This is a genomic window from Streptomyces sp. NPDC043878 (assembly GCF_056435735.1).
The window spans coordinates 64,314-81,896 of sequence record NZ_JBWKDW010000022.1; the positions used below are offsets into that span (position 1 = coordinate 64,314).

Genomic DNA, 17,583 nt, shown 5'->3' on the forward strand with positions numbered 1-17,583 from the left:
CGTTCCCGGCCCGTCTGGGTGTCGAGTGCGTCCTCGTGGTCGATGACGATCGGGCCTGCCTGGTGTCGAGACTTGGGCCAGAGCCCGGAAGACCTGCGCAGAGCGCCGTCGGTGCAGTCGGTCCGCTCCTCCTTGACGGAGCAGCGGACGCGCCGGCAGCACAGCACGGCGTCGAGGCCGGTGCGCGCGGTCCATGGTCCCGTCGCGGCGACGCGGCCGAACGCCGCATGTCGTTGTTCAGACTCGCCGTGAGGCAGTCCACTGTCCGCGTACAGTTGCCGCCATCCGTGTCGCCTGCCACGCAGTCGAATGCGAACACCTCGTCATCTGAGCCGCGGATGCGGGCGTGTTCGGATCACCTGACGACGTAGTCGGCCGCCTTGGTGTTCAACGTCGTCGTGCCGTTGTGTGCGGTGGCCAGGACGGCGAGGTGCCACACGCCCCGTGGGGACGACTCGACGTCGGACGCGGTGGCCCCGGCGGTGTAGGTGCAGATCGCGGAGTGCTTTCTGAAAGGCTTGCAGACGGCCGGCTCCGCGGCGGACATGTCCTTGGCGGTCAGCTTGTTCTTGGCCAAGGACGAGTTCTGCGGCCAGGCCAGCACCTTCACGCTGCTGACGCCGGAGGACGCCGTGACATAGGTGGTGAAGGTCAACGAGCCGTCGCGGTCGCCGTCGGGGGCGGTGTAGCGGGCGGTACCGTGCGTCAGCGCCGGAGGCTGCTCCCCCGCGTAGGCGAGAGCGTATGCACCGGCGCCCGCGAGGACGATGGCACCGGCGGCCACGGACAGGGCCATACGTCGGGACATGAGATTCTCCGCAACTGTCTCGGCTGGATCGGGCCGGCGCTCGTGGTTCGCGCCGCTGCACCGATACTCGCGCCGCGAGGACGTCCCGGACATGAGGGAAGGTACTCAGCTCGGCCTGAGTACGCCCGCCGGGTCACGCCCAACCCCCTTGCCGTGGGACCGCACGTGCCGTCGCACCGCGAGATGGGCGGTGCGCGCCTGACGTTCCGGCGGCCAGCAGGTCGTGTTCAGCCGGAGTACACGCCGTTTCAAGATCGTGTCACCAGAGTTCCGCCTCGTGCCTACCTCACACTCGCGCTCCGGCGCCGCCTCTGTACGCGCCGCGGCTTTGACGCTTTCAGGACTGCTCGTCACAGGGACGGTCGCCGCCCAGCCTGCGGCCGCCGCGGACGCGGCCGGCTACCAGAACGTTCGGATCAACGAAGTCACCTCGTCGAACAGCGACACGGTGGAGCTGTACAACACCGGTTCGACCGCGGTGGGCATCAGCGGCTGGAAGATGTCCGACGACGGCTTCTCGCCGCAGTCGTTCAGCCCCTCCTCCAGCACGATCCCGGCCGGCGGCTTCGTCACCTTCGACTCCCCCAAGGGGCTCGGTGACGCGGACAAGTTGGTGATCTACACGTCCGGCGGCACGGTGGTCGACCGCGTGGAGTGGGCCACCAACGGGGCGAAGCCCGCGATGACACGGTGCGGCGGCGACGGCACCGGGGCGTGGGTGACCGCGACCTCGGCATCCACGTTCGGCGCCTCGAACACCTCGGGCTGTCCGGGGGCGGTCCCGGCGGCGAGCAGGGTGCGGATCAACGAGGTCACCTCGAACGGCTCCGACACCGTGGAGCTGTACAACGGCGGAACCAGCGCGGTCAGCATCGGGGCGTGGAAGTACGTCGACAGCAACACCTCCCAGGCTCCCGTGTCGGTCTCGTCCTCCTCGCCGAGCGCGTCCAGCATCCCCGCGGGTGGCTATGTCACGTTCAGCTCCACCATCGGACTGGGCGACAACGACTCGGTCTTCCTCCTCGACAGCAGCGGTGACACCATCGACTCGGTGACCTGGGCGACCGACGGTGCGAAGCCGTCCGACGAGCGCTGCGCCAACGGCGCCGGCTGGTTCCGGACCGCCACGACCGCGACGCTCGGCAGCGCGAACTCCTGCTCGGGCGGCACCGGTGGCGGCGGCACCCAAACCGGCCGGCTACTGGGTGGCGGCGGCTCGCTCACCAGCGGCTGCACTCCCGAGGCACCCTCCGGCACGGGCTCCACCCCGACGGGCACGACAGCGTGGCCGGGCGGGCGGGACGTCACGATCGCGGACGACGTCTGCGCGTTCACCACGTCCACCGGCGCGGAAGGCCGAGACCTGAGCGGCCTGGCGTTCGACCCGGCGAACCCGTCGGTGCTGTGGGCGGCCAAGAACAAGAACTGGCTGTACAAGCTGGTCAAGAGCAACGGCAAGTGGATCCCGGACGCGACCTGGAGCGCGACCGGCAAGCAGATCCGTTTCATCGGCGGCAGTGGCCAGCCGGACTCGGAGGGCCTGACCGTCGGCGCCAACGGCCACATCTATGTGACGTCCGAGCGTGACAACACCAACAACACGCTCCCGAAGGACACGATCCTGGAGGTCGACCCGGCGGCGACCGGATCGACGCTGACGCCGGTTCACCAGTGGGACATGACCTCGCAGTTTCCGCAGCTCGACACCGGCAGCAAGGACGACGCCAATCTCGGCTTCGAGGGCGTCGGGTACGTGCCGGACAGCTGGCTGACCGCGAACGGCTGGGTCGACCCGCTCACCGGCGCCGCCTACAACCCGGCGAACTACCCGCTGCACGGAGCGGGCCTGTTCTTCGCCGGCCTCGAGTGGGACGGCACGCTGCACGTCTACGGCCTGAACTCCGACGGCACGTTCACCACGTTCGGCACGATCGGGACAGGCAAGACCTCCGTGATGGACGTGACCTTCGACGCCGGCACCCAGCGCATCGTCGCGACCTGCGACAACACCTGCGGTGAGACACACACCTTGATGAAGGTCAACGCCTCCGGCGCGATCGTGCCGGACGTGACGTACACGAACCCGGCCGTCATGCCCACCGACAACCTGGAGGGCTTCGCCCTCGCGCCGACCTCGACCTGCGTCAACGGCTTCCGCGAAGCGGTCTGGAGCGACGACGGCATCTACGGCTTCGGCTCCGGAAGCTCCTCCTACGGACACGCCCTCTACAGCGGCACCTTCCCCTGCTGATCCTCCCGACCACGAAACGCCTCATATACAGGTCCAACAAGTCCAACAGGTCGAACCGCACCCCCTCCCGCGATAGCGGAAATATCCAAGACTCGCAGCGCCCCTCGGACCAGGATGGCCCCGTTCGGTCAGGGCACGACATGCGCGGGGCAGGTGCGTGCAGGGGAAGCGTCGATCGGGCGAGGACTCCTGCGGACCGGGCGCCGCCGTCCAGGGAGGGAAGACGTCATGGGGTTGTTCGGTACGTCGGGGAGACGCAGGAGACCGGTAGGGCACCGCGGGTCGTTTCGGCAGGCGGTGACCCTGTGCGCGGGGCTGGCGTTGCTGACCGCGGGGAGCACACTCGCGTTGCCCGCCCAGTCGGCGGCGGCAGCCGCGCCGAAGTACGACGGTGACCCGACGCAGTACTGGAACGGCGTGTTACTGGAGATGTTCCGGCAGGCCGGTGGTCCGCAGGGCGCACCGGGGCAGTTGGCCCGGTCGGCGGCGATGATGAACGCGGCGATCTACGACGGGGAGAGCTCGTACCAGAACACCTTCTACACGATGAAGTACAAGCCCTACCTGGCGGCGCCCACGTACCCGAACCTCGGTCAGGGCGCCGACGAGGAGGAGCGGATCATCGGGCGGACGGCGTACAACATCCTGCATCACCTGTACCCGAGTCAGACCGCCTATCTCGACAAGATGTTCTCGGACCGGTTCGGAACGCCACCCACGCAGTACGACATCATCGACACAGAGATCGTCGGCACGATCTACAACAACATGATCAAGGCCCGTACCAACGACGGCTCGGACAACCCGAAGCTGTACAATCTGGACAACGTGCCCGGAGCCTGGCGTCCGACGGGTGAGTCGGGCTGCAGCAGCTCCAGCGAGGCGGTGACGCCCTTCTGGGGGCAAGTGAAGCCGTTCGCGATGAGTTCCGGGTCCGAGTACCGGCCGAACACGCCGGGCAGTTTCGCGGACTACGCCACCCTGCTGGCCAGTCCGGCGTACGCGTACCAGGTCGAGCAGGTGCGCCTGCTCGGGGGCCGGGGCTCCACGCAGCGGACCACCGAGCAGACGGCGATCGCCACGTTCTGGGCCAACGACCTGGGGCCGGATGCGGGCAACAAGGGCACTTTCAAGCCGCCGGGGCAGCTGCTGGACGCCACGATCCGCGTCGCGAAGGCGCGCAACATCACGAGCAAGTACGAGAACACGAGGCTGTTCGCCCTGGTGTCGCTGGCGATGGCGGACAGCGCGATCGGTGAGTGGGATGTGAAGTACCTGACGCCGATCGACCTGTGGCGTCCCGTCTCCGCGATCCACAACGGGATCGACTCCTCGTGGCAGCCGCTGTCCGCGGCCCGCGACGGCTCACCGCTCACACCGTGCTTCCCCGCCTGGGCCTCTGGTCACGCGGCGTTCGCCGGCTCCTGGGCGGCGGTGATGAAGGGGTACTTCGGCAGCGACACCATGAACTTCACGGTCAGCACGGAGGACCCCGCCTCGCCGCAGAAGACGCGGAACTTCACCAGCTTCAGCCAGGCCGCCCAGGAGGACGCGGACAGCCGGGTGTACCTGGGGGTGCACTACCCGTGGGACGCGAGCGACGGGTTGAAACTCGGCGACGACGTGGCGACGAGGGCAGTACTGCCACGGCTGGGACCGGTGGGGTCCTGAGCGCCGTCCAGGTCGTGGCCGACCAGGACGACGCCGGTGGACCGGCCCTCCTCCCAGTGTAGTTGGGCGAGACAGGCGCCGCTGATACGTTCGGCGACGAAGCCGCGAGGGGAGCGTGTGATCGACGGACACCGCCGCCTGTGGTGTCACCGATTTTGTGACAGGGTCACAAACCGTGCTGGTCGAGGAGCCGCAGCAGGTTCCGCTTACGCTTCTGGCCGGTGCACGGCGCGGCGAGGTAGGCGCTGAACTCGGCACGCGTCGAGGTGGGCTTCGGCCGGCGCGGCCCCGATTCGACCCAGGTGGCCGTCGGAGTCGTCGATCACGTCCTGCGCCTCGCTCAGCAGCCGCATCACCTCCCGGGACAGGGAGATCGCGTCCGCGGGCCGCCCCGCGGCGGTCAGCGCCGTGATCGCGGACACCGCCTGCGAGGCGTGTTCGCCGTGGGCGTGGGCATCGGCGCACTCCACGTAGCCGTACCGTGCGAAGGGGGCGATGTCGAGGAGTCCCCGGACCCGGGCACCGACCTCGGCCTGTGCCACCCTGGCATTCAACCGGAGAAATCGAGCGGCGGCCCCGGCAATGCCCGCACCGCCGGACTGGTTTGACGGGCACGCCCACATCCCGTGCAAGGCGGCGGGGGTTCGCGGCTGCCGCCGTGGTCCAGCCGCCGTCGGGCCTGCCCCGTTGTCGGCAGGAGTCGGGTGGACACTGCCGTCAGACGGTCGGAGGAGGACAGGACCGGCAGGAACCATCGGCGGTCCGGGAAGGCGAAAGGGCCCGGATCGTCGTACGGATCCGGGCCCACTTCCAGCAGTAGCGGGGACAGGATTTGAACCTGCGACCTCTGGGTTATGAGCCCAGCGAGCTACCGAGCTGCTCCACCCCGCGTCGGTATCCCCTACCGTACGCCATCACAGCGGACGCCATGACCACAGTCCGACGCAGGGCTTTCATCCCTCCAAGCCGGTGCACCGACCGGATCACCCGCGCCGGCTCACGCGGGCAGCCCGGCGAAGCGTGTCAGGAGGCGCGAGGTACACCTCGCGTCGCCAGTGGTGACCCCACACGGTGTGCCGTTCCAGTGATGGTCCTTGGGACGGCCGAGGGAGCGTCGCAAGCCTCTTCCGCACGGCGGCGGCCCGCTGCCGGGGGCGGTGAGTCATCGCCCCCGGCAGCGGGTTCAACCTGTGGTACGCCGTTCCTCGCGTGGATCACGGGAAGGAGGTCACCTTCGACGGCACGGTGTCCGTCCCTGAGGTGGGGGCCCCGGTGTCGTTGATGACGTGGGCATACTGGCCCTTGCCCCCGAGTGAGATCACCTGGAGGTCGTGCATCTTCACGCCCGCCCTGACCGGGACCTGGAAGCCGTGACGCTGCACGATCGAGGGATCCGATGTGAAGTTGCAGTAGCTGCCCAGTCCCCACGCTTCGTGGACGGCCACGGTGTCGTCGACCTTGTAGGCGGCCCACCCGACGATGCCGTCGTGTGTGATGGCGGCGGCGTTGGGGGCGTCGTACGCCTTCTCGTTCTGGAAGAAGATCGTGCGGCCTCTCTCACCGCTCCATTCGACGTCGTACTTGTTGAAGTGCTCGACGAACAGGCCGGTGGCCAGGACGTCGTCTCCGTTGACCCGGAGTCCGTAGTCGGCCCGGTTGGTCTCCCAGCCGACGCCTTCGCCATGGTCGGCGCGCCAGATCCAGGTGTGGTCGATGACGACGTCGTCGCTGTTGACCACGACGGAGTTCGTCGCCAGGCCGGGGCCGGCACCGCCGATGCGGATGAACACGTCCTGCATGGTGGTCGGATCGGCGGAGTGGTCGGCTACCGCTCCGGCGGGGCCGATCTGCAGCAGGGTGTCGGACCGGGTGGCGCCGGCGTCGATGAGGAATCCGGCCAGCCGGACGCCGTCGACGTCCGCGACGTGCAGGGCGTCGATGCCTCCGTCGGGCACGACGGTCGCCAGGCCCAGCCCGAGCACGACGGTGCCGGCGCGGGTCACGTCGATGGTCTGGTCGAGGTGGTAGACACCGGGCGTGAACAGCAGGTTCAGGCCCTGGGCCAGTGCGGTGTTGATGGTGGCGGCCGTCGCGCCGGGTTTGACGACGTAGAACTGGCTGAGCGGCAGTGAGGTCCCGGCGTTGGCCGGCCAGGACACGCCGCGCGCGTTGGTGCGCTTGGCGGGGACGAAGACCTTGTAGTCGTTGCCGTCGAGGTAGAGGAACGGCTTCTCGCGGGAGACCGGGGTGGTGTCCAGCGTGGTGTAGGGGCCGGAGTCGAAGTTGGTCGCCGGGGCGCCCTGGACTCCGGTGAACGTCATGTTCCACACGCCGTTGGTCCAGCCGCCGACGGAGCTGTCACGGGTGTACCACTGCTGCTGGGAGTAGGGGCCGACCGTGCCGTCGATCCTGGAGTCGGCGATGTAGCCGCCGGAGGCCCATCCGTAGCCGTTGGGGGCGAGGTTGAGGCCGCCCTTGACGTGGATGCGGCGGAACGGCGCGGCCTGGGCGACGGCCCAGCGGTCGGTGCCGTTGGACGGTGTGATCGCCAGGTTCTCCGCCGAACGCCAGAAGTTCTGCGTGGCGTTGCCGTTGAACCAGCCCGCGTCCACGGTGACGTCCCCGTTGATCCGGGTGTCGTCGGGGTTGAGTCCGAGGCCGGAGATGGAGGTGTAGAAGCCGAGTTGGGCGTTGATGCCGTTGTAGGTTCCCGGCTTGAGCAGGAACTGGTAGCGCCCGGAACCGAACTGGGCGGACTCCTGCTGGGCGAAGACCTGGTCGAACTTCTGCTGGAGGTTGGGTGTGGAGGGGTCGACCACGATCACGTTCGGGCCGAGGTCGCCGCCGCCCTGGACCGGGCCTCCGGTGCCGCCGGACGTGGTGTGGACGGCGACCTCCCACAGCGAGTAGCCGTAACCGGTCCCGCGTGCCGTTCCGAGGACGCGGAGGTAGCGGCCGGTGCCCGTGACGTCGTAGGAGGCCCGTCCGCCGGTCGCGCCGGTGACCGTCTTGAGGGTGTTCCAGTTCTGGCCGTCGCCGGAGGCCTGGATCTGGAAGTCCTTGCCGTACGCGGCTTCCCAGTTGAGGTCGATCTTGCAGATGTCCTCAGGCGAGCCCAGGTCGACGCGCAGCCACTGCGGGTCCGAGGCCTGGCTGGACCAGCGGGTGGAGTCGTTGCCGTCGAACGCGGCGGAGGCCGGGGTGCCGGCGTTCTCCGTCGAGGACGCCGAAGCGGGCCTGCCCTGCGCCGAGTTGGCGGTCGAGCAGGTACCGGGCTGAGACGTCCCACCGGTGGTGCCGAACACCTGGAACTCCCAGACGGAGTAGCCCCATTGGGTCGCCCGGTGGACACCCTGCAGACGTACGTAACGGCCCTGGCCGGAGACGGCGAGTGTGTCGGTGCCGCCGTCTCCGCCGGTGACCGTTCGCAGGTCGGTCCAGGCGCTGCCGTCGGACGAGGACTGGATCCTGTAGTCCTTGCCGTAGGCGGCCTCCCAGTTGACGACGACCTGGCTGATCGTGGCGCTGGCACCGAGGTCGACCTGAAGCCACTGGTCGTCGGTGGTGGCCGACGACCAGCGGGTGCCGGTGTCGCCGTCGACCGCGTAGGCCGCGGGCGTGCCCGCGTTCTCGTTCGAGGATGCCGTCGCCGTTCTGCCCTGGGACAGATTGGCGTCGGCGGCCGCGGCCGCCGGTGGCCGGATGGTGGGCAGGGTGATCAGCGCTGCCGTGGCGGCAAGCGCGACACCCAGGGATCTGAGTCTCATGAAGGTCCCTGCGGGTGCGTCGGGAAAGGACACGAGGGCGTCGGCAGCAGACGGGGCGATACGCCAAGGCCACTGCGGCGGCGCTTAGTTCACGTCTTGATTTAACTAATGAGTTACAGGCTCGGCAAGCCTTCGAAAGTTGAAATCTTTCCGGGCCCGACCCCTGCCGCACCTCTTGACATATCGGCGACACAGCCTCGGCGCTCCTCGGCAGGACGGCGTGCCCGGATCGATGGCCTTCCTCGTCGTGGCGGAGGCACTCATGATCGCGGCGGCCGTGCTGATCGGTCTCGTCATCGAGCGCGTCACGGCGTTGCAGAGCGGGGCGCTCGACGTCACCCCATGGCCCTGATCACGTCGCCGTTCGCCGGCGCTGGGCAAGACCCGGTCCCCGTTGTTTCGGTGATGGTCCAGACACGCGGCCTCGAACTCTTCCTGCCCCAGGCTCCCTTGGGTGCCCCGCCGGCGGGCGCGCGCACCCGGCCTCCGATGCCGTACGCGGCCGTGAGCTGCCCGAAGAGCGCGTCCCGCACGACGGCAGTCCGCTCCGAGCGCCCGGCACCCCCGGCTTCGTCGGACTCCCGCGCCTCTTCCTCCGGGTCCGCCGGCCTGCGCCGGTAGGCGGTCTGCACCGGTAGGCGGCCCGCGCCGCGGCGTCGATGACCTCGCCGGTGTCGCCCCGCTGACGCAGACCGATGGCGTACTGCCCGTCGCCGGCCGGTGCCGCGAACTCCTCCGCGGGGCACCGGCCGGCGAGACGGGCAAGGCGTCAGTAGCCGGTGCCGCGCTTGACCCGGGCCCGCTCGACCCCGTGGGCCGCGCCCTTGTCGTCCAGCGTGCGACAGGCGTCGGTGATGTCCTGGCTCAGGCGATCGACCTGCTCACGGCTCAGGGTCTCCTTGACCAGGGCACGCAGGATCTTCACCCGCTCCGCGTTGGGCGGGAGCGTGTAGGCCGGCACCATCCAGCCCCGCTCGGCCGAGAGCTGCCAGGCGATGTCGGACTCGTCGTAGGCGTGCTCGCCGGCGAGGCGGAAGGCCACCAGGGGCAGCTGCTCGAGGTCGCTCCCGATCACTTCGAAGCGGCCGCTGCCACGCAGGTTGTCCGCCAACGCACGGGCGTTTTCCTGCATCATCTTCATGACGTAGGTGTAGCCCTGGCGACCGAGCCGAACGAAGTTGTAGTACTGCGCGAGCACCATCGACGCACCGGTGGAGAAGTTGAGCGTGAACGTCGCGTCGGTCTTGCCCAGGTAGTTCTCGTAGAACACGAGGTCCTTGGCCAGGTCGGCCTCCTCGCGGAAGACCAGCCATCCGATCCCGGGATAGACCAGGCCGTACTTGTGTCCCGAGACGTTGATCGAGCGGACCTGTTCGAGCCGGAAGTCCCATGCCGTGTCCGGGTAGAGGAAGGGCCACACGAACGCGCCGCTGGCGCCGTCGACGTGGATCGGGATGTCGAGGTCCCGCTCCCTGCGCACGTCCCGAAGGAGCTTGTCGATGCCCTCGACATCGTCCTTGTGGCCGGTGAACGTGGTGCCCAGCACGGCGACGACGCCGATCGTGTTCTCATCCAGGTGGGGCTCCACGTCCTGCGGACCGATCGTGTACTTGCCCTCGGCGAGCGGTACGATCCGCGGCTCGACGTCGAAGTAGCGGCAGAACTTCTCCCATACGACGTGGACGTCCCCGCCGAAGACCAGGTTGGGCCGGTCGGTCGACAGGCCGGCCGCCTGCCGGCGCTCGCGCCACTTCCACTTCAACGACAGCGCGCCGAGCATGATCGCCTCGGATGATCCCTGCGTCCGGCACCCGGTCGTCCTGCCCGGCGCGTGGAACAGGTCCGCGAGCATACGCACGCAACGCTGCTCGATCTCGGCGGAGATCGGGTACTCCGCGTGGTCGATGAAGTTGCGGTGGAGATTCTCGGCGATGAGCCGTTGCGCCTCCGGCTCCATCCAGGTGGTGACGAACGTGGCGAGGTTGCGCTGCGGGTCGCCCTCCATGGCGAGATCCACATCCACGAGCCTCATCGCGTCCGTCGCGGCCATCCCCTCCTCGGGGAAGGTCTCCGAGGGAGCGGGCACCGTCAGGAACCGGTTACCGAAGAGATCCGCAACGTCGCGCTCAGTCATACGGTGATTCAAACAGCGCCCGTCCCGCCACGGCCTCAGACACACCGAGACAGACGAAAGTCCACGCCGTCCGGCAGCCGATGCTGTCGGGAGCCGGGATGGACCGGGCAGGTGAGGCGGCGAGTACGAAGCCGGCTGTCGTGGCAGCGATGAGTCTGCCCACGCCCGCAGGTCTACCTCCTGACCAAGACAACCAACGCATCTGGAGTACGTAATGGGCCTCATCCACGTCGAGATGTTCGCAACCCTCGACCTTGTCGGACAGGCGCCCGGCGGTCCCGACGAGGACCCGGCGGGGTTCCCGTTCGGCGGCTGGCAGGCGCCCCTGATGGACGAGGCCACGGGGGCGCAGGTCGTTGATGCGTACGAGGGTACGGACGCCCTTCTGCTCGGCCGGCGGACCTATGACATCTTCGCCGCCTACTGGCCGCATCAGAAGGGCAGCCAGGACAACGAGATCGCCACGCTCTTCAACAGCGTCCCGAAGTACGTCGCCTCCCGCGGCAGGCCCGACCTCTCCTGGGCCGGGTCCACGCAGCTCGGCCCGGATCTGGCCGAAGCGGTCCGCGAGATCCGCGACCGGCACGAGCACGTGAAGGTCGTGGGGAGCCTGGACTTCGTGCAGACCCTGCTGCGGGAGAAGCTCTTCGACCGCCTCGACCTCTGGGTGCACCCGATCGTGCTCGGCGTCGGGAAGAAGGTGTTCGACGGCGGCGCGGTACCCACGAACGTCACGCTCCTCCAACCGCCGGTGGCCAACGCGAAGGGCACCGTGTACCTGCGCTACGGGCTGGCCGACGGCACGCCCGGTACAGGGGACATGACCGCACCCGATCGCGGCGCCGGACGCGAGGACTGAACTTCCCCGGCACCAGGCGGGACCGTCTCGTCGGCGGTGAGCGCGCCGGCCGGGAAAAGGGTTCGCCTGACGGCCACGCTGCGGTTCTCGGTCCGTGCGGCCCGGGCCGTGGCTGCCGGTTTCGTCGTCCTGGGAGGTGCGGGAGCGTTCGCGGTCGCCTACGCAGGAGACCAGGCTCCGGCGCTGGCGCACAGCACCGCCCGTTACGCCGCCCCCCACGGCGACCGTGACGGTTCGTTGACCTTCACCACGGACGTCACGGCGTCCTCCGGTGTCAAGGGGGTGAAGGTCCTGGCCTGGCCGGCGAACTCGTCCTTCGCCAAGCGGGGGCCGACCGCCAAGGACATGGCCGCCGTGGAGTCGGCCGTCTGCAAGCCCTCCGGTGAGGACACCGTGCACTGCACCTACACCGTCACCCGAGCCGCAGGCGTGGCGTCCCCGCACGGTCTGTGGCACGTCGCCGTTCTGGCCACCGCCGACAACGGCGACACGACGCTGGACACCAAGGCGGCCGACTTCACCGTCGCGTGATCCGGGCACGCATGTGATCGTGACGCCAGTGCACTTGAGGCCCATGCGCCCTCAAATCCGGAACAGGGAAGAGCAGGTTGTGATGTCGCCGAACGAGCCGTTGCGAATGTCGGTCGACGGCGAGGAGTTCGAGGTCAGCCGGCCCGACGACAGCCCGGGTACCTACCACTTCACCTGGCTGACCGGCCCCGACCCCCAGTACGGATTCGGGTTCCGCAGCCACCCTCCCGTCGAGGTCGGCCGGGCCGAACTCGAGGAGGCCGTACGGGACTTCCTCTCCCAGGTGGATGCCGAGACCGGACACATCGAGGACTCGTGACCCGGGCTGCCCGGCCGGGGCACCGGCGCCCGCGGGTTGGCCCCGCCAAGCGGACGGAGCGTGATAGGAGGTCCGGCGGCCCGCTCGGCCCCGGCCTCGCCGACGAGGCCGCCTTCGGCAGATCCGGGGGCGCGGCCCACGTTTCGCGGGAGCGCGCGGACGAACCTCGTACCGTCCTCGGCATGCAGGCGTCGCCCTCGACACGAGGGCGGGCCGCTACAGGTCGAGGACCGCGCGAAGGGCGTTGTCGACCAGTTCCTGCTGCTCGGGGCCGATGTTGCCGTGCAGCGTGCCGGTCTCGAAGCGGATGGCGGACAGCTGAAGGAGGTTGACGGCGACGAGGGAGGCGTCGACCGGAGCGGTCAGATGCACGCTCATCGCCGTGTCGGGGTGTTGCGCCGGAGCGTGGAGCACCAGGGCGACGACGGCGCCGTAGGCCTCCGCCAGCCCGTCGAGGCTGACGACGAGAACCGTACGGGTGCCCTTGCCGGTGTCGACGTCCCAGACGTCCCCCTTGCGGACGGTCACGGGGCGTCGCCCTCGCCCGCGAGGTCCAGCGGCGCGAGGGAAACGAGCATGCGGGCGGCATCGAGCGTCATCTGCCGACGTACGGCACGCAGGATGTAGTCGTTCAGCGACGGTGCGCCGGCTGCGGCGGCGCGCAGCTGCTTGTCCATGGCGTCGGGAATCCGCAGGGTGATGGCAGTCATGACGTCAATTCTAGTGGCAAGGGTGGCGTCAGGATAGCGCTTCCCGTGACGGGGCTGCCTGGAGTGAAGGGCAGTGCGACGCCGACCACGAAGCCGGAGCGCCGGGGCTCAACAGCCACAGGACGGCCTGAGCGATCTCCTCGGCGGCGCCCAGCCGACCGAAAGCTCGTGGGCGAGCTCTCCACACGCAGTGACGCGTTCCGTACCCGCTGGGGCGCCCACAACGTCCCGCCACCACGGCACCGGCACCAGGCCCTTCCACCGCGTAACGGACCCGGCCCTCCGGGGAGTCGTGGTTCAGCTGCCGCTCACGCACCCCGGGCACGCCCGCACGCTGTTCACAGCCGTCGGTGAGCCCCCGCCCCGGCTCGGGGGAGTGCACGGGACGGGAGCTCACCTCCCATCTTCCTCGCCATCCGGCTTTACGGCTGCTCGAGGCACCGCTCGACCTGACGGCCGACGCACCCGTGCGCCTGGCACGGAGGGGGCACGGACGCGCCCTCCCCAGCGCTGCGGCAGGCCGAAGACCCGGGGCGGGTAACCCCCGATGACCCGGGGCCTTTCCCCGCCCTGCCAGCTCGCGCCCGGCTAGCGGTTGACGGAGCGCATCCCCGCCTCGTCATACCGCTCGCCCGCCGCCTCAGGCAGCTCCGCGTCGATCCGGGCCAGCTCATCGTCCGTCAGCGTGATGTCGACGGCGGCGGCGTTCTGCTCCAGGTAGGTGCGGCGCTTCGTGCCCGGGATGGGCACCAGGTCCTCGCCCTGCGCCAACACCCACGCGATGGCCAGCTGGGCCGGAGTGACGTCCTTCTCCGCGGCGATCTCCTTCACCTTTGCCGCCAGCCGCAGGTTCGCCTCCAGGTTGGCGTCCTGGAAACGCGGGTTCTGGCGGCGCCAGTCGTCGGAGTCCAGCTCGTCCGGCGAGCTGAACCGCCCGGCGAGGAAGCCGCGGCCCAGCGGCGAGTACGGCACGAAGCCGATGCCCAGCTCACGGCAGGCGGGCAGCACCTCGGCCTCGACGTCCCGTGACCACAGCGAGTACTCGCTCTGCACCGCGGTGACCGGGTGCACGGCGTGGGCGCGCCGGATGGTCTCCGCGCTCGCCTCGCTCAGGCCGATGTACCGCACCTTGCCCTCGGCGACCAGCTCCCCCAGCGCGCCGGCCGTCTCCTCGATGGGTACGTCCGGGTCGACCCGGTGCTGGTAGTACAGGTCGATGTAGTCGGTCCCCAGCCGCGTCAGGGAGCCGTGAACCGAGCTCCGGACGTGCTCGGCCGAGCCGTCCTGCGGGCCGACCGTGCTGATGTCGCCCGGTACGGCGTCGTCCATCCGGTAGTTGAACTTCGTCGCGATCACGTAATCCTCGCGACGCCCCCGGATCGCCTCGCCGACGAGCGACTCGTTGGTGAGCGGCCCGTACATCTGCGCGGTGTCGAGGAAGTTCATTCCGAGGTCGAGGGCGCGCCGGATGGTCGCGATCCCCTCGTCCTGATCGGCAGATCCGTAGAAGGCGGACATGCCCATGCACCCCAGGCCGATGGCCGATACCTGCAAGTCCCGCAGACTGCGCTTCCGCATGCCGTGTCCCAGCCCTTCTCTGCATACTCGATGGTCGTTCGGATGGCGCGAAGGCCCCTCATCCATCAAGCGACGGATTCCGCCACCCGGCATCCCGTGAAGGACACCGGGCGACACGGGCCGCGTGCTCCCCGGTGTCCGCGACGCTACGACCTGGAGCGCACTCCAGCACAAGTCGAGGGACGGTCGCCGGAGGGCCGGGCCCCGATCTGCCGGATCATGCTGCGCGTCGTCCTCGGCCCCTCACATCCTCGGGGCGGTCGGTTCCCGGGTCAGCCAAGGGAGCAGAGGTAGCGCAACTTGTTGAGAGAGGCCCCACCGGTGGTGTCCTCCACGGCTGTGCCGTCTGGGCGCCAGCCGATGGCTTCGTAGAAGCGCCGGGCGCGTTCGTTGTCCTCCAGGACCCACAAGGTGGCTCGCGTGTAGTCGGCCCGCCGGAGAGTCGTCAACGTGGCCAGCATCAACTGTTTTCCGATCCCGGTGCCCCAGACCTCGGGTATCGCGTAGAGCGTGCCGATTTCCGCGGTGGCAGGGGTCTCCTGCGAGGGTGCGAAACTTGCGAATCCGACGATCCCCGCCTCCCCCTCGGCCACCAGCACTCCCGACGACGGCCACTGTGTCTGCGAGATGCGTGTCTTCCACTCGGACTCTTCGCGGCTTGGGTCCATGGCGTCGAGGTGGTGCTGCGGAACAAGACCGGCGAAGGCCGCCTGCCAGGAACGTACGTGGACATCAGCGACCGCTGATGCGTCATCAGGCCATGCCTGTCGGGTCTGCATGGTCGTCATTCTTCAAGGCCCGGACATCCGGGCCAAGCTCTTTTCCCGAGGGTGATGCCGAGTGCTCGGCAGCCTGTTCCAGCGGTGCCGAGTCCGCGTAGGGCATCGCGGCGCCGATCCAGTGGCCGCCGGCCCTGACGGGTCGCGGCACACCCCGGCACCGGCGTGTCCGTGTCGTCGACCGGTCCGGTGGCCGGCATCGCCGCTCTGCCGCACAATCCCCACTCTGCCGATCACACATTTTCATCCATCTGGAAGGCAGGAAAGCGACCCCGAACGGCAACGGGACCAGACGCCGAAACACGTCACCGCCGGGTCCCGCGTGGCCGGCACGCGGGCCGTCGGCAACCGGCCCACCAGGCGGCTCACCGGCCTGTTCACGGCTCCGGGAGGCGACCGCGTACGCCCTGTCGGATAGTGGATCGTGTCGCCACCGTTCGGGATTGGACGCTCATGGACCGCTATCCCCCCATCGCCAACCACGGTCTGGTGGGCGATCTGCAGACCGCCGCCCTGGTGTCCGACCAGGGCGTGGTGAACTGGTTCTGCTCGCCGAGGTTCGACTCGCCCAGCGTCTTCGCCTCACTCCTCGACCACGAGGGCGGCGGATACTTCCAACTGGCCCCGGAGCACGCGGACGTCTCCTGCAAACAGCTCTACTACCCGGACACCGGTGTACTCGTCACACGGTTCATGTCTCCGGAAGGCGTCGGCGAGGTCATCGACTGGATGCCGGCGAACACCAGCCGCACCCCCACCGACCGCCACAGCCTGACGCGGGTGATCCGCGTGGTACGCGGCACCGTGCGGTTCGTCATGGAGTGCAGACCACGCTTCGACTACGGCCGGGCCGCGCACGAACTCGAACTGCGCCACCAGGACGCGGTGTTCCGCGGCCCCGGGATCGCCGGTCACCTGCAGGCGTCCTTCCCGCTGACCCGCGACGGACAGGACGTGAGAGGTGCGGTCACGCTCGGCGTCGGCGAGTCGGCCGTGGCCGTCTTCACCACGTGCGCCCGCGACGGTGAGGCCCCGCCTCCGGTCACGGCGGAGAGCGTGACGGCGGCACTCTGGCACGAGGTCGACTTCTGGCAGAAGTGGCTGTACACCTCCCACTACCGGGGCCGCTGGGCCGAGATGGTCAACCGCTCCGCCATCACCATCAAACTCCTGACCTACCACCCCACCGGCGCACCGGTCGCCGCCGCCACCATGGGTCTGCCGGAGCAGGTCGGCGGCGAGCGGAACTGGGACTACCGGTACTCGTGGGTGAGGGACGGGGCACTGTCGGTACGGGCCCTGCTCGACCTCGGGTTCGCCGAGGAGGCGTCGGCGTTCACCAAGTGGCTGGGCAACCGGATGCGCGACCGGGCGGACCTGCCCGGCGAACGCCTGCAGATCATGTACCGCGTCGACGGCGACCCGCACCTCACCGAGGAGACCCTCGACCACTGGGAGGGCTACCGGGGATCCAGTCCGGTCCGTGCCGGCAACGCCGCCGCCGACCAGTTGCAACTCGACATCTACGGCGAGGCCGTCTACGCGATGGCCGAGGGCATGGACGTCGGCGAACTCGGCTACCACGGCTGGAAAGGGCTCGCCCGGACGCTGGACTGGCTGTCCGACAACTGGGACCGGCCGGACGAGGGCATCTGGGAGACGCGCGGGGGCCGCAAGGACTTCACGTTCAGCCGGGTGATGTGCTGGGTCGCCTTCGACCGGGGCATGCGCCTGGCGACCGAACTCAGCCGGCCCGCGGACATCCCGCGCTGGCGCAACGCCCGTGACAGCATCCTGGAACAGGTGATGGACCGGGGCTGGAGCAAGGCCGAGCAGGCGCTCGTGCAGCACTACGGCGGTGACGTCCTGGACGCCTCCCTGCTGTTGATCCCGCGCGTGGGATTCCTCGCCGCGAAGAGCCCCGGCTGGCTTTCCACACTGGACGCCATGGAGCGCAAGCTCGTCTCGGACAGCCTCGTGTACCGGTACGACCCGGCCGCCTCCCCGGACGGCCTGCGCGGCTCGGAGGGCACCTTCAGCCTCTGCACCTACCTGTACGTCGACGCCCTGGCCCGGGGGGGGGGGGGGGGGGGGGGGGGGGGGGGGGGGGGTGGGAGGGGGGGGGGGGGGGGGAGGAGAGGGGGGGGGGCGTGGGGGGGGGGGGAGGGAGGAGGGA

General features: G+C 69.3%; 15 protein-coding genes, 1 tRNA gene and 1 pseudogene. 8 read left to right on the forward strand and 9 right to left on the reverse strand.

Going from position 1 to position 17,583, the window contains the following annotated elements; all coding sequences use genetic code 11:
• Positions 1–355 precede the first annotated feature (355 nt).
• Complete coding sequence (locus AC07AZ_RS27575) at positions 356–808, reverse strand: DUF5707 domain-containing protein (protein WP_478852313.1); 453 nt, start codon at positions 806–808, stop codon at positions 356–358.
• Between the two features lie 328 nt (positions 809–1,136).
• Here AC07AZ_RS27575 and AC07AZ_RS27580 point away from each other — a divergent pair, with 328 nt between their 5' ends.
• Together AC07AZ_RS27580 and AC07AZ_RS27585 are read left to right on the forward strand one after the other, a co-directional pair.
• Positions 1,137–3,059, forward strand: a complete 1,923-nt coding sequence (locus tag AC07AZ_RS27580) for a lamin tail domain-containing protein (protein ID WP_478852315.1) — start codon at positions 1,137–1,139, stop codon at positions 3,057–3,059.
• Positions 3,060–3,407: 348 nt separating this feature from the next.
• On the forward strand, positions 3,408–4,730 hold the full coding sequence (locus AC07AZ_RS27585) for a vanadium-dependent haloperoxidase (RefSeq protein ID WP_478852317.1): 1,323 nt from the start codon (positions 3,408–3,410) through the stop codon (positions 4,728–4,730).
• A gap of 206 nt (positions 4,731–4,936) precedes the next feature.
• On the opposite strand, the gene AC07AZ_RS27590 is transcribed toward AC07AZ_RS27585, so the two are convergent.
• The 3 genes from AC07AZ_RS27590 to AC07AZ_RS27600 all read right to left on the reverse strand — a co-directional run bounded on the left by AC07AZ_RS27590 (position 4,937) and on the right by AC07AZ_RS27600 (position 8,497).
• A complete protein-coding gene (locus AC07AZ_RS27590) occupies positions 4,937–5,272 on the reverse strand; it encodes a hypothetical protein (protein WP_478852319.1) in 336 nt (111 codons plus the stop codon).
• 275 nt (positions 5,273–5,547) lie between these two features.
• Positions 5,548–5,621: transfer RNA gene (locus AC07AZ_RS27595), tRNA-Met, on the reverse strand.
• A gap of 323 nt (positions 5,622–5,944) precedes the next feature.
• On the reverse strand, positions 5,945–8,497 hold the full coding sequence (locus AC07AZ_RS27600; RefSeq protein ID WP_478852321.1) for a discoidin domain-containing protein: 2,553 nt from the start codon (positions 8,495–8,497) through the stop codon (positions 5,945–5,947).
• 220 nt (positions 8,498–8,717) lie between these two features.
• On the opposite strand from AC07AZ_RS27600, the gene AC07AZ_RS27605 reads away from it, so the two are divergent.
• Positions 8,718–8,849, forward strand: a complete 132-nt coding sequence (locus AC07AZ_RS27605) for a hypothetical protein (RefSeq protein ID WP_478852323.1) — start codon at positions 8,718–8,720, stop codon at positions 8,847–8,849.
• Positions 8,850–9,266: 417 nt separating this feature from the next.
• Here AC07AZ_RS27605 and gad read toward each other — a convergent pair whose 3' ends face one another.
• A complete protein-coding gene (gene gad / locus AC07AZ_RS27610) occupies positions 9,267–10,631 on the reverse strand; it encodes a glutamate decarboxylase (RefSeq protein WP_478852325.1) in 1,365 nt (454 codons plus the stop codon).
• A 214-nt stretch (positions 10,632–10,845) separates the two neighbouring features.
• Between gad and AC07AZ_RS27615 the strand changes: the two genes are divergently transcribed.
• The 3 genes from AC07AZ_RS27615 (at position 10,846) to AC07AZ_RS27625 (ending at position 12,340) form a co-directional block, all read left to right on the forward strand.
• Positions 10,846–11,490: a dihydrofolate reductase family protein gene (locus tag AC07AZ_RS27615; RefSeq protein WP_478852327.1), complete on the forward strand. Its 645-nt coding sequence runs from the start codon at positions 10,846–10,848 to the stop codon at positions 11,488–11,490.
• A 108-nt stretch (positions 11,491–11,598) separates the two neighbouring features.
• Complete coding sequence (locus tag AC07AZ_RS27620) at positions 11,599–12,021, forward strand: DUF5707 domain-containing protein (RefSeq protein ID WP_478852329.1); 423 nt, start codon at positions 11,599–11,601, stop codon at positions 12,019–12,021.
• Positions 12,022–12,103: 82 nt separating this feature from the next.
• Positions 12,104–12,340: a hypothetical protein gene (locus AC07AZ_RS27625; RefSeq protein WP_478852331.1), complete on the forward strand. Its 237-nt coding sequence runs from the start codon at positions 12,104–12,106 to the stop codon at positions 12,338–12,340.
• A 216-nt stretch (positions 12,341–12,556) separates the two neighbouring features.
• Here AC07AZ_RS27625 and AC07AZ_RS27630 read toward each other — a convergent pair whose 3' ends face one another.
• Positions 12,557–12,868, reverse strand: coding sequence for a hypothetical protein (locus AC07AZ_RS27630; protein WP_371667182.1), 312 nt, complete (start codon positions 12,866–12,868; stop codon positions 12,557–12,559).
• Positions 12,865–13,050, reverse strand: coding sequence for a hypothetical protein (locus AC07AZ_RS27635; RefSeq protein ID WP_478852333.1), 186 nt, complete (start codon positions 13,048–13,050; stop codon positions 12,865–12,867). The genes AC07AZ_RS27630 and AC07AZ_RS27635 overlap by 4 nt, the downstream gene beginning before the upstream one ends.
• Positions 13,051–13,212: 162 nt before the next feature.
• Here AC07AZ_RS27635 and AC07AZ_RS27640 point away from each other — a divergent pair.
• Positions 13,213–13,313: pseudogene (locus tag AC07AZ_RS27640) on the forward strand (MmyB family transcriptional regulator); the annotation flags it as partial.
• A 325-nt stretch (positions 13,314–13,638) separates the two neighbouring features.
• On the opposite strand, the gene AC07AZ_RS27645 reads toward AC07AZ_RS27640, so the two are convergent.
• Both AC07AZ_RS27645 and AC07AZ_RS27650 read right to left on the reverse strand, forming a co-directional pair.
• Positions 13,639–14,628, reverse strand: a complete 990-nt coding sequence (locus AC07AZ_RS27645) for an aldo/keto reductase (RefSeq protein WP_478852335.1) — start codon at positions 14,626–14,628, stop codon at positions 13,639–13,641.
• A 272-nt stretch (positions 14,629–14,900) separates the two neighbouring features.
• The gene (locus tag AC07AZ_RS27650; RefSeq protein WP_478852337.1) at positions 14,901–15,407 is read right to left on the reverse strand and encodes an N-acetyltransferase family protein; all 507 of its coding nucleotides are present in this window, start codon (positions 15,405–15,407) and stop codon (positions 14,901–14,903) included.
• A gap of 453 nt (positions 15,408–15,860) precedes the next feature.
• On the opposite strand from AC07AZ_RS27650, the gene AC07AZ_RS27655 reads away from it, so the two are divergent.
• Positions 15,861–17,583: glycoside hydrolase family 15 protein (locus AC07AZ_RS27655; protein ID WP_478852339.1), on the forward strand; the 1,723-nt coding region annotated here is incomplete at its 3' end.

Excerpts from the sequence above, each read along its gene's own strand:
- AC07AZ_RS27625 (WP_478852331.1), top strand. The coding sequence starts at position 12,104 with ATGTCGCCGAACGAGCCGTTGCGAATGTCGGTCGACGGCGAGGAGTTC.
- AC07AZ_RS27650 (WP_478852337.1), bottom strand. The coding sequence starts at position 15,407 with ATGCAGACCCGACAGGCATGGCCTGATGACGCATCAGCGGTCGCTGAT.
- AC07AZ_RS27635 (WP_478852333.1), bottom strand. The coding sequence starts at position 13,050 with ATGACTGCCATCACCCTGCGGATTCCCGACGCCATGGACAAGCAGCTG.
- AC07AZ_RS27600 (WP_478852321.1), bottom strand. The coding sequence starts at position 8,497 with ATGAGACTCAGATCCCTGGGTGTCGCGCTTGCCGCCACGGCAGCGCTG.
- gad (WP_478852325.1), bottom strand. The coding sequence starts at position 10,631 with ATGACTGAGCGCGACGTTGCGGATCTCTTCGGTAACCGGTTCCTGACG.
- AC07AZ_RS27645 (WP_478852335.1), bottom strand. The coding sequence starts at position 14,628 with ATGCGGAAGCGCAGTCTGCGGGACTTGCAGGTATCGGCCATCGGCCTG.
- AC07AZ_RS27575 (WP_478852313.1), bottom strand. The coding sequence starts at position 808 with ATGTCCCGACGTATGGCCCTGTCCGTGGCCGCCGGTGCCATCGTCCTC.
- AC07AZ_RS27615 (WP_478852327.1), top strand. The coding sequence starts at position 10,846 with ATGGGCCTCATCCACGTCGAGATGTTCGCAACCCTCGACCTTGTCGGA.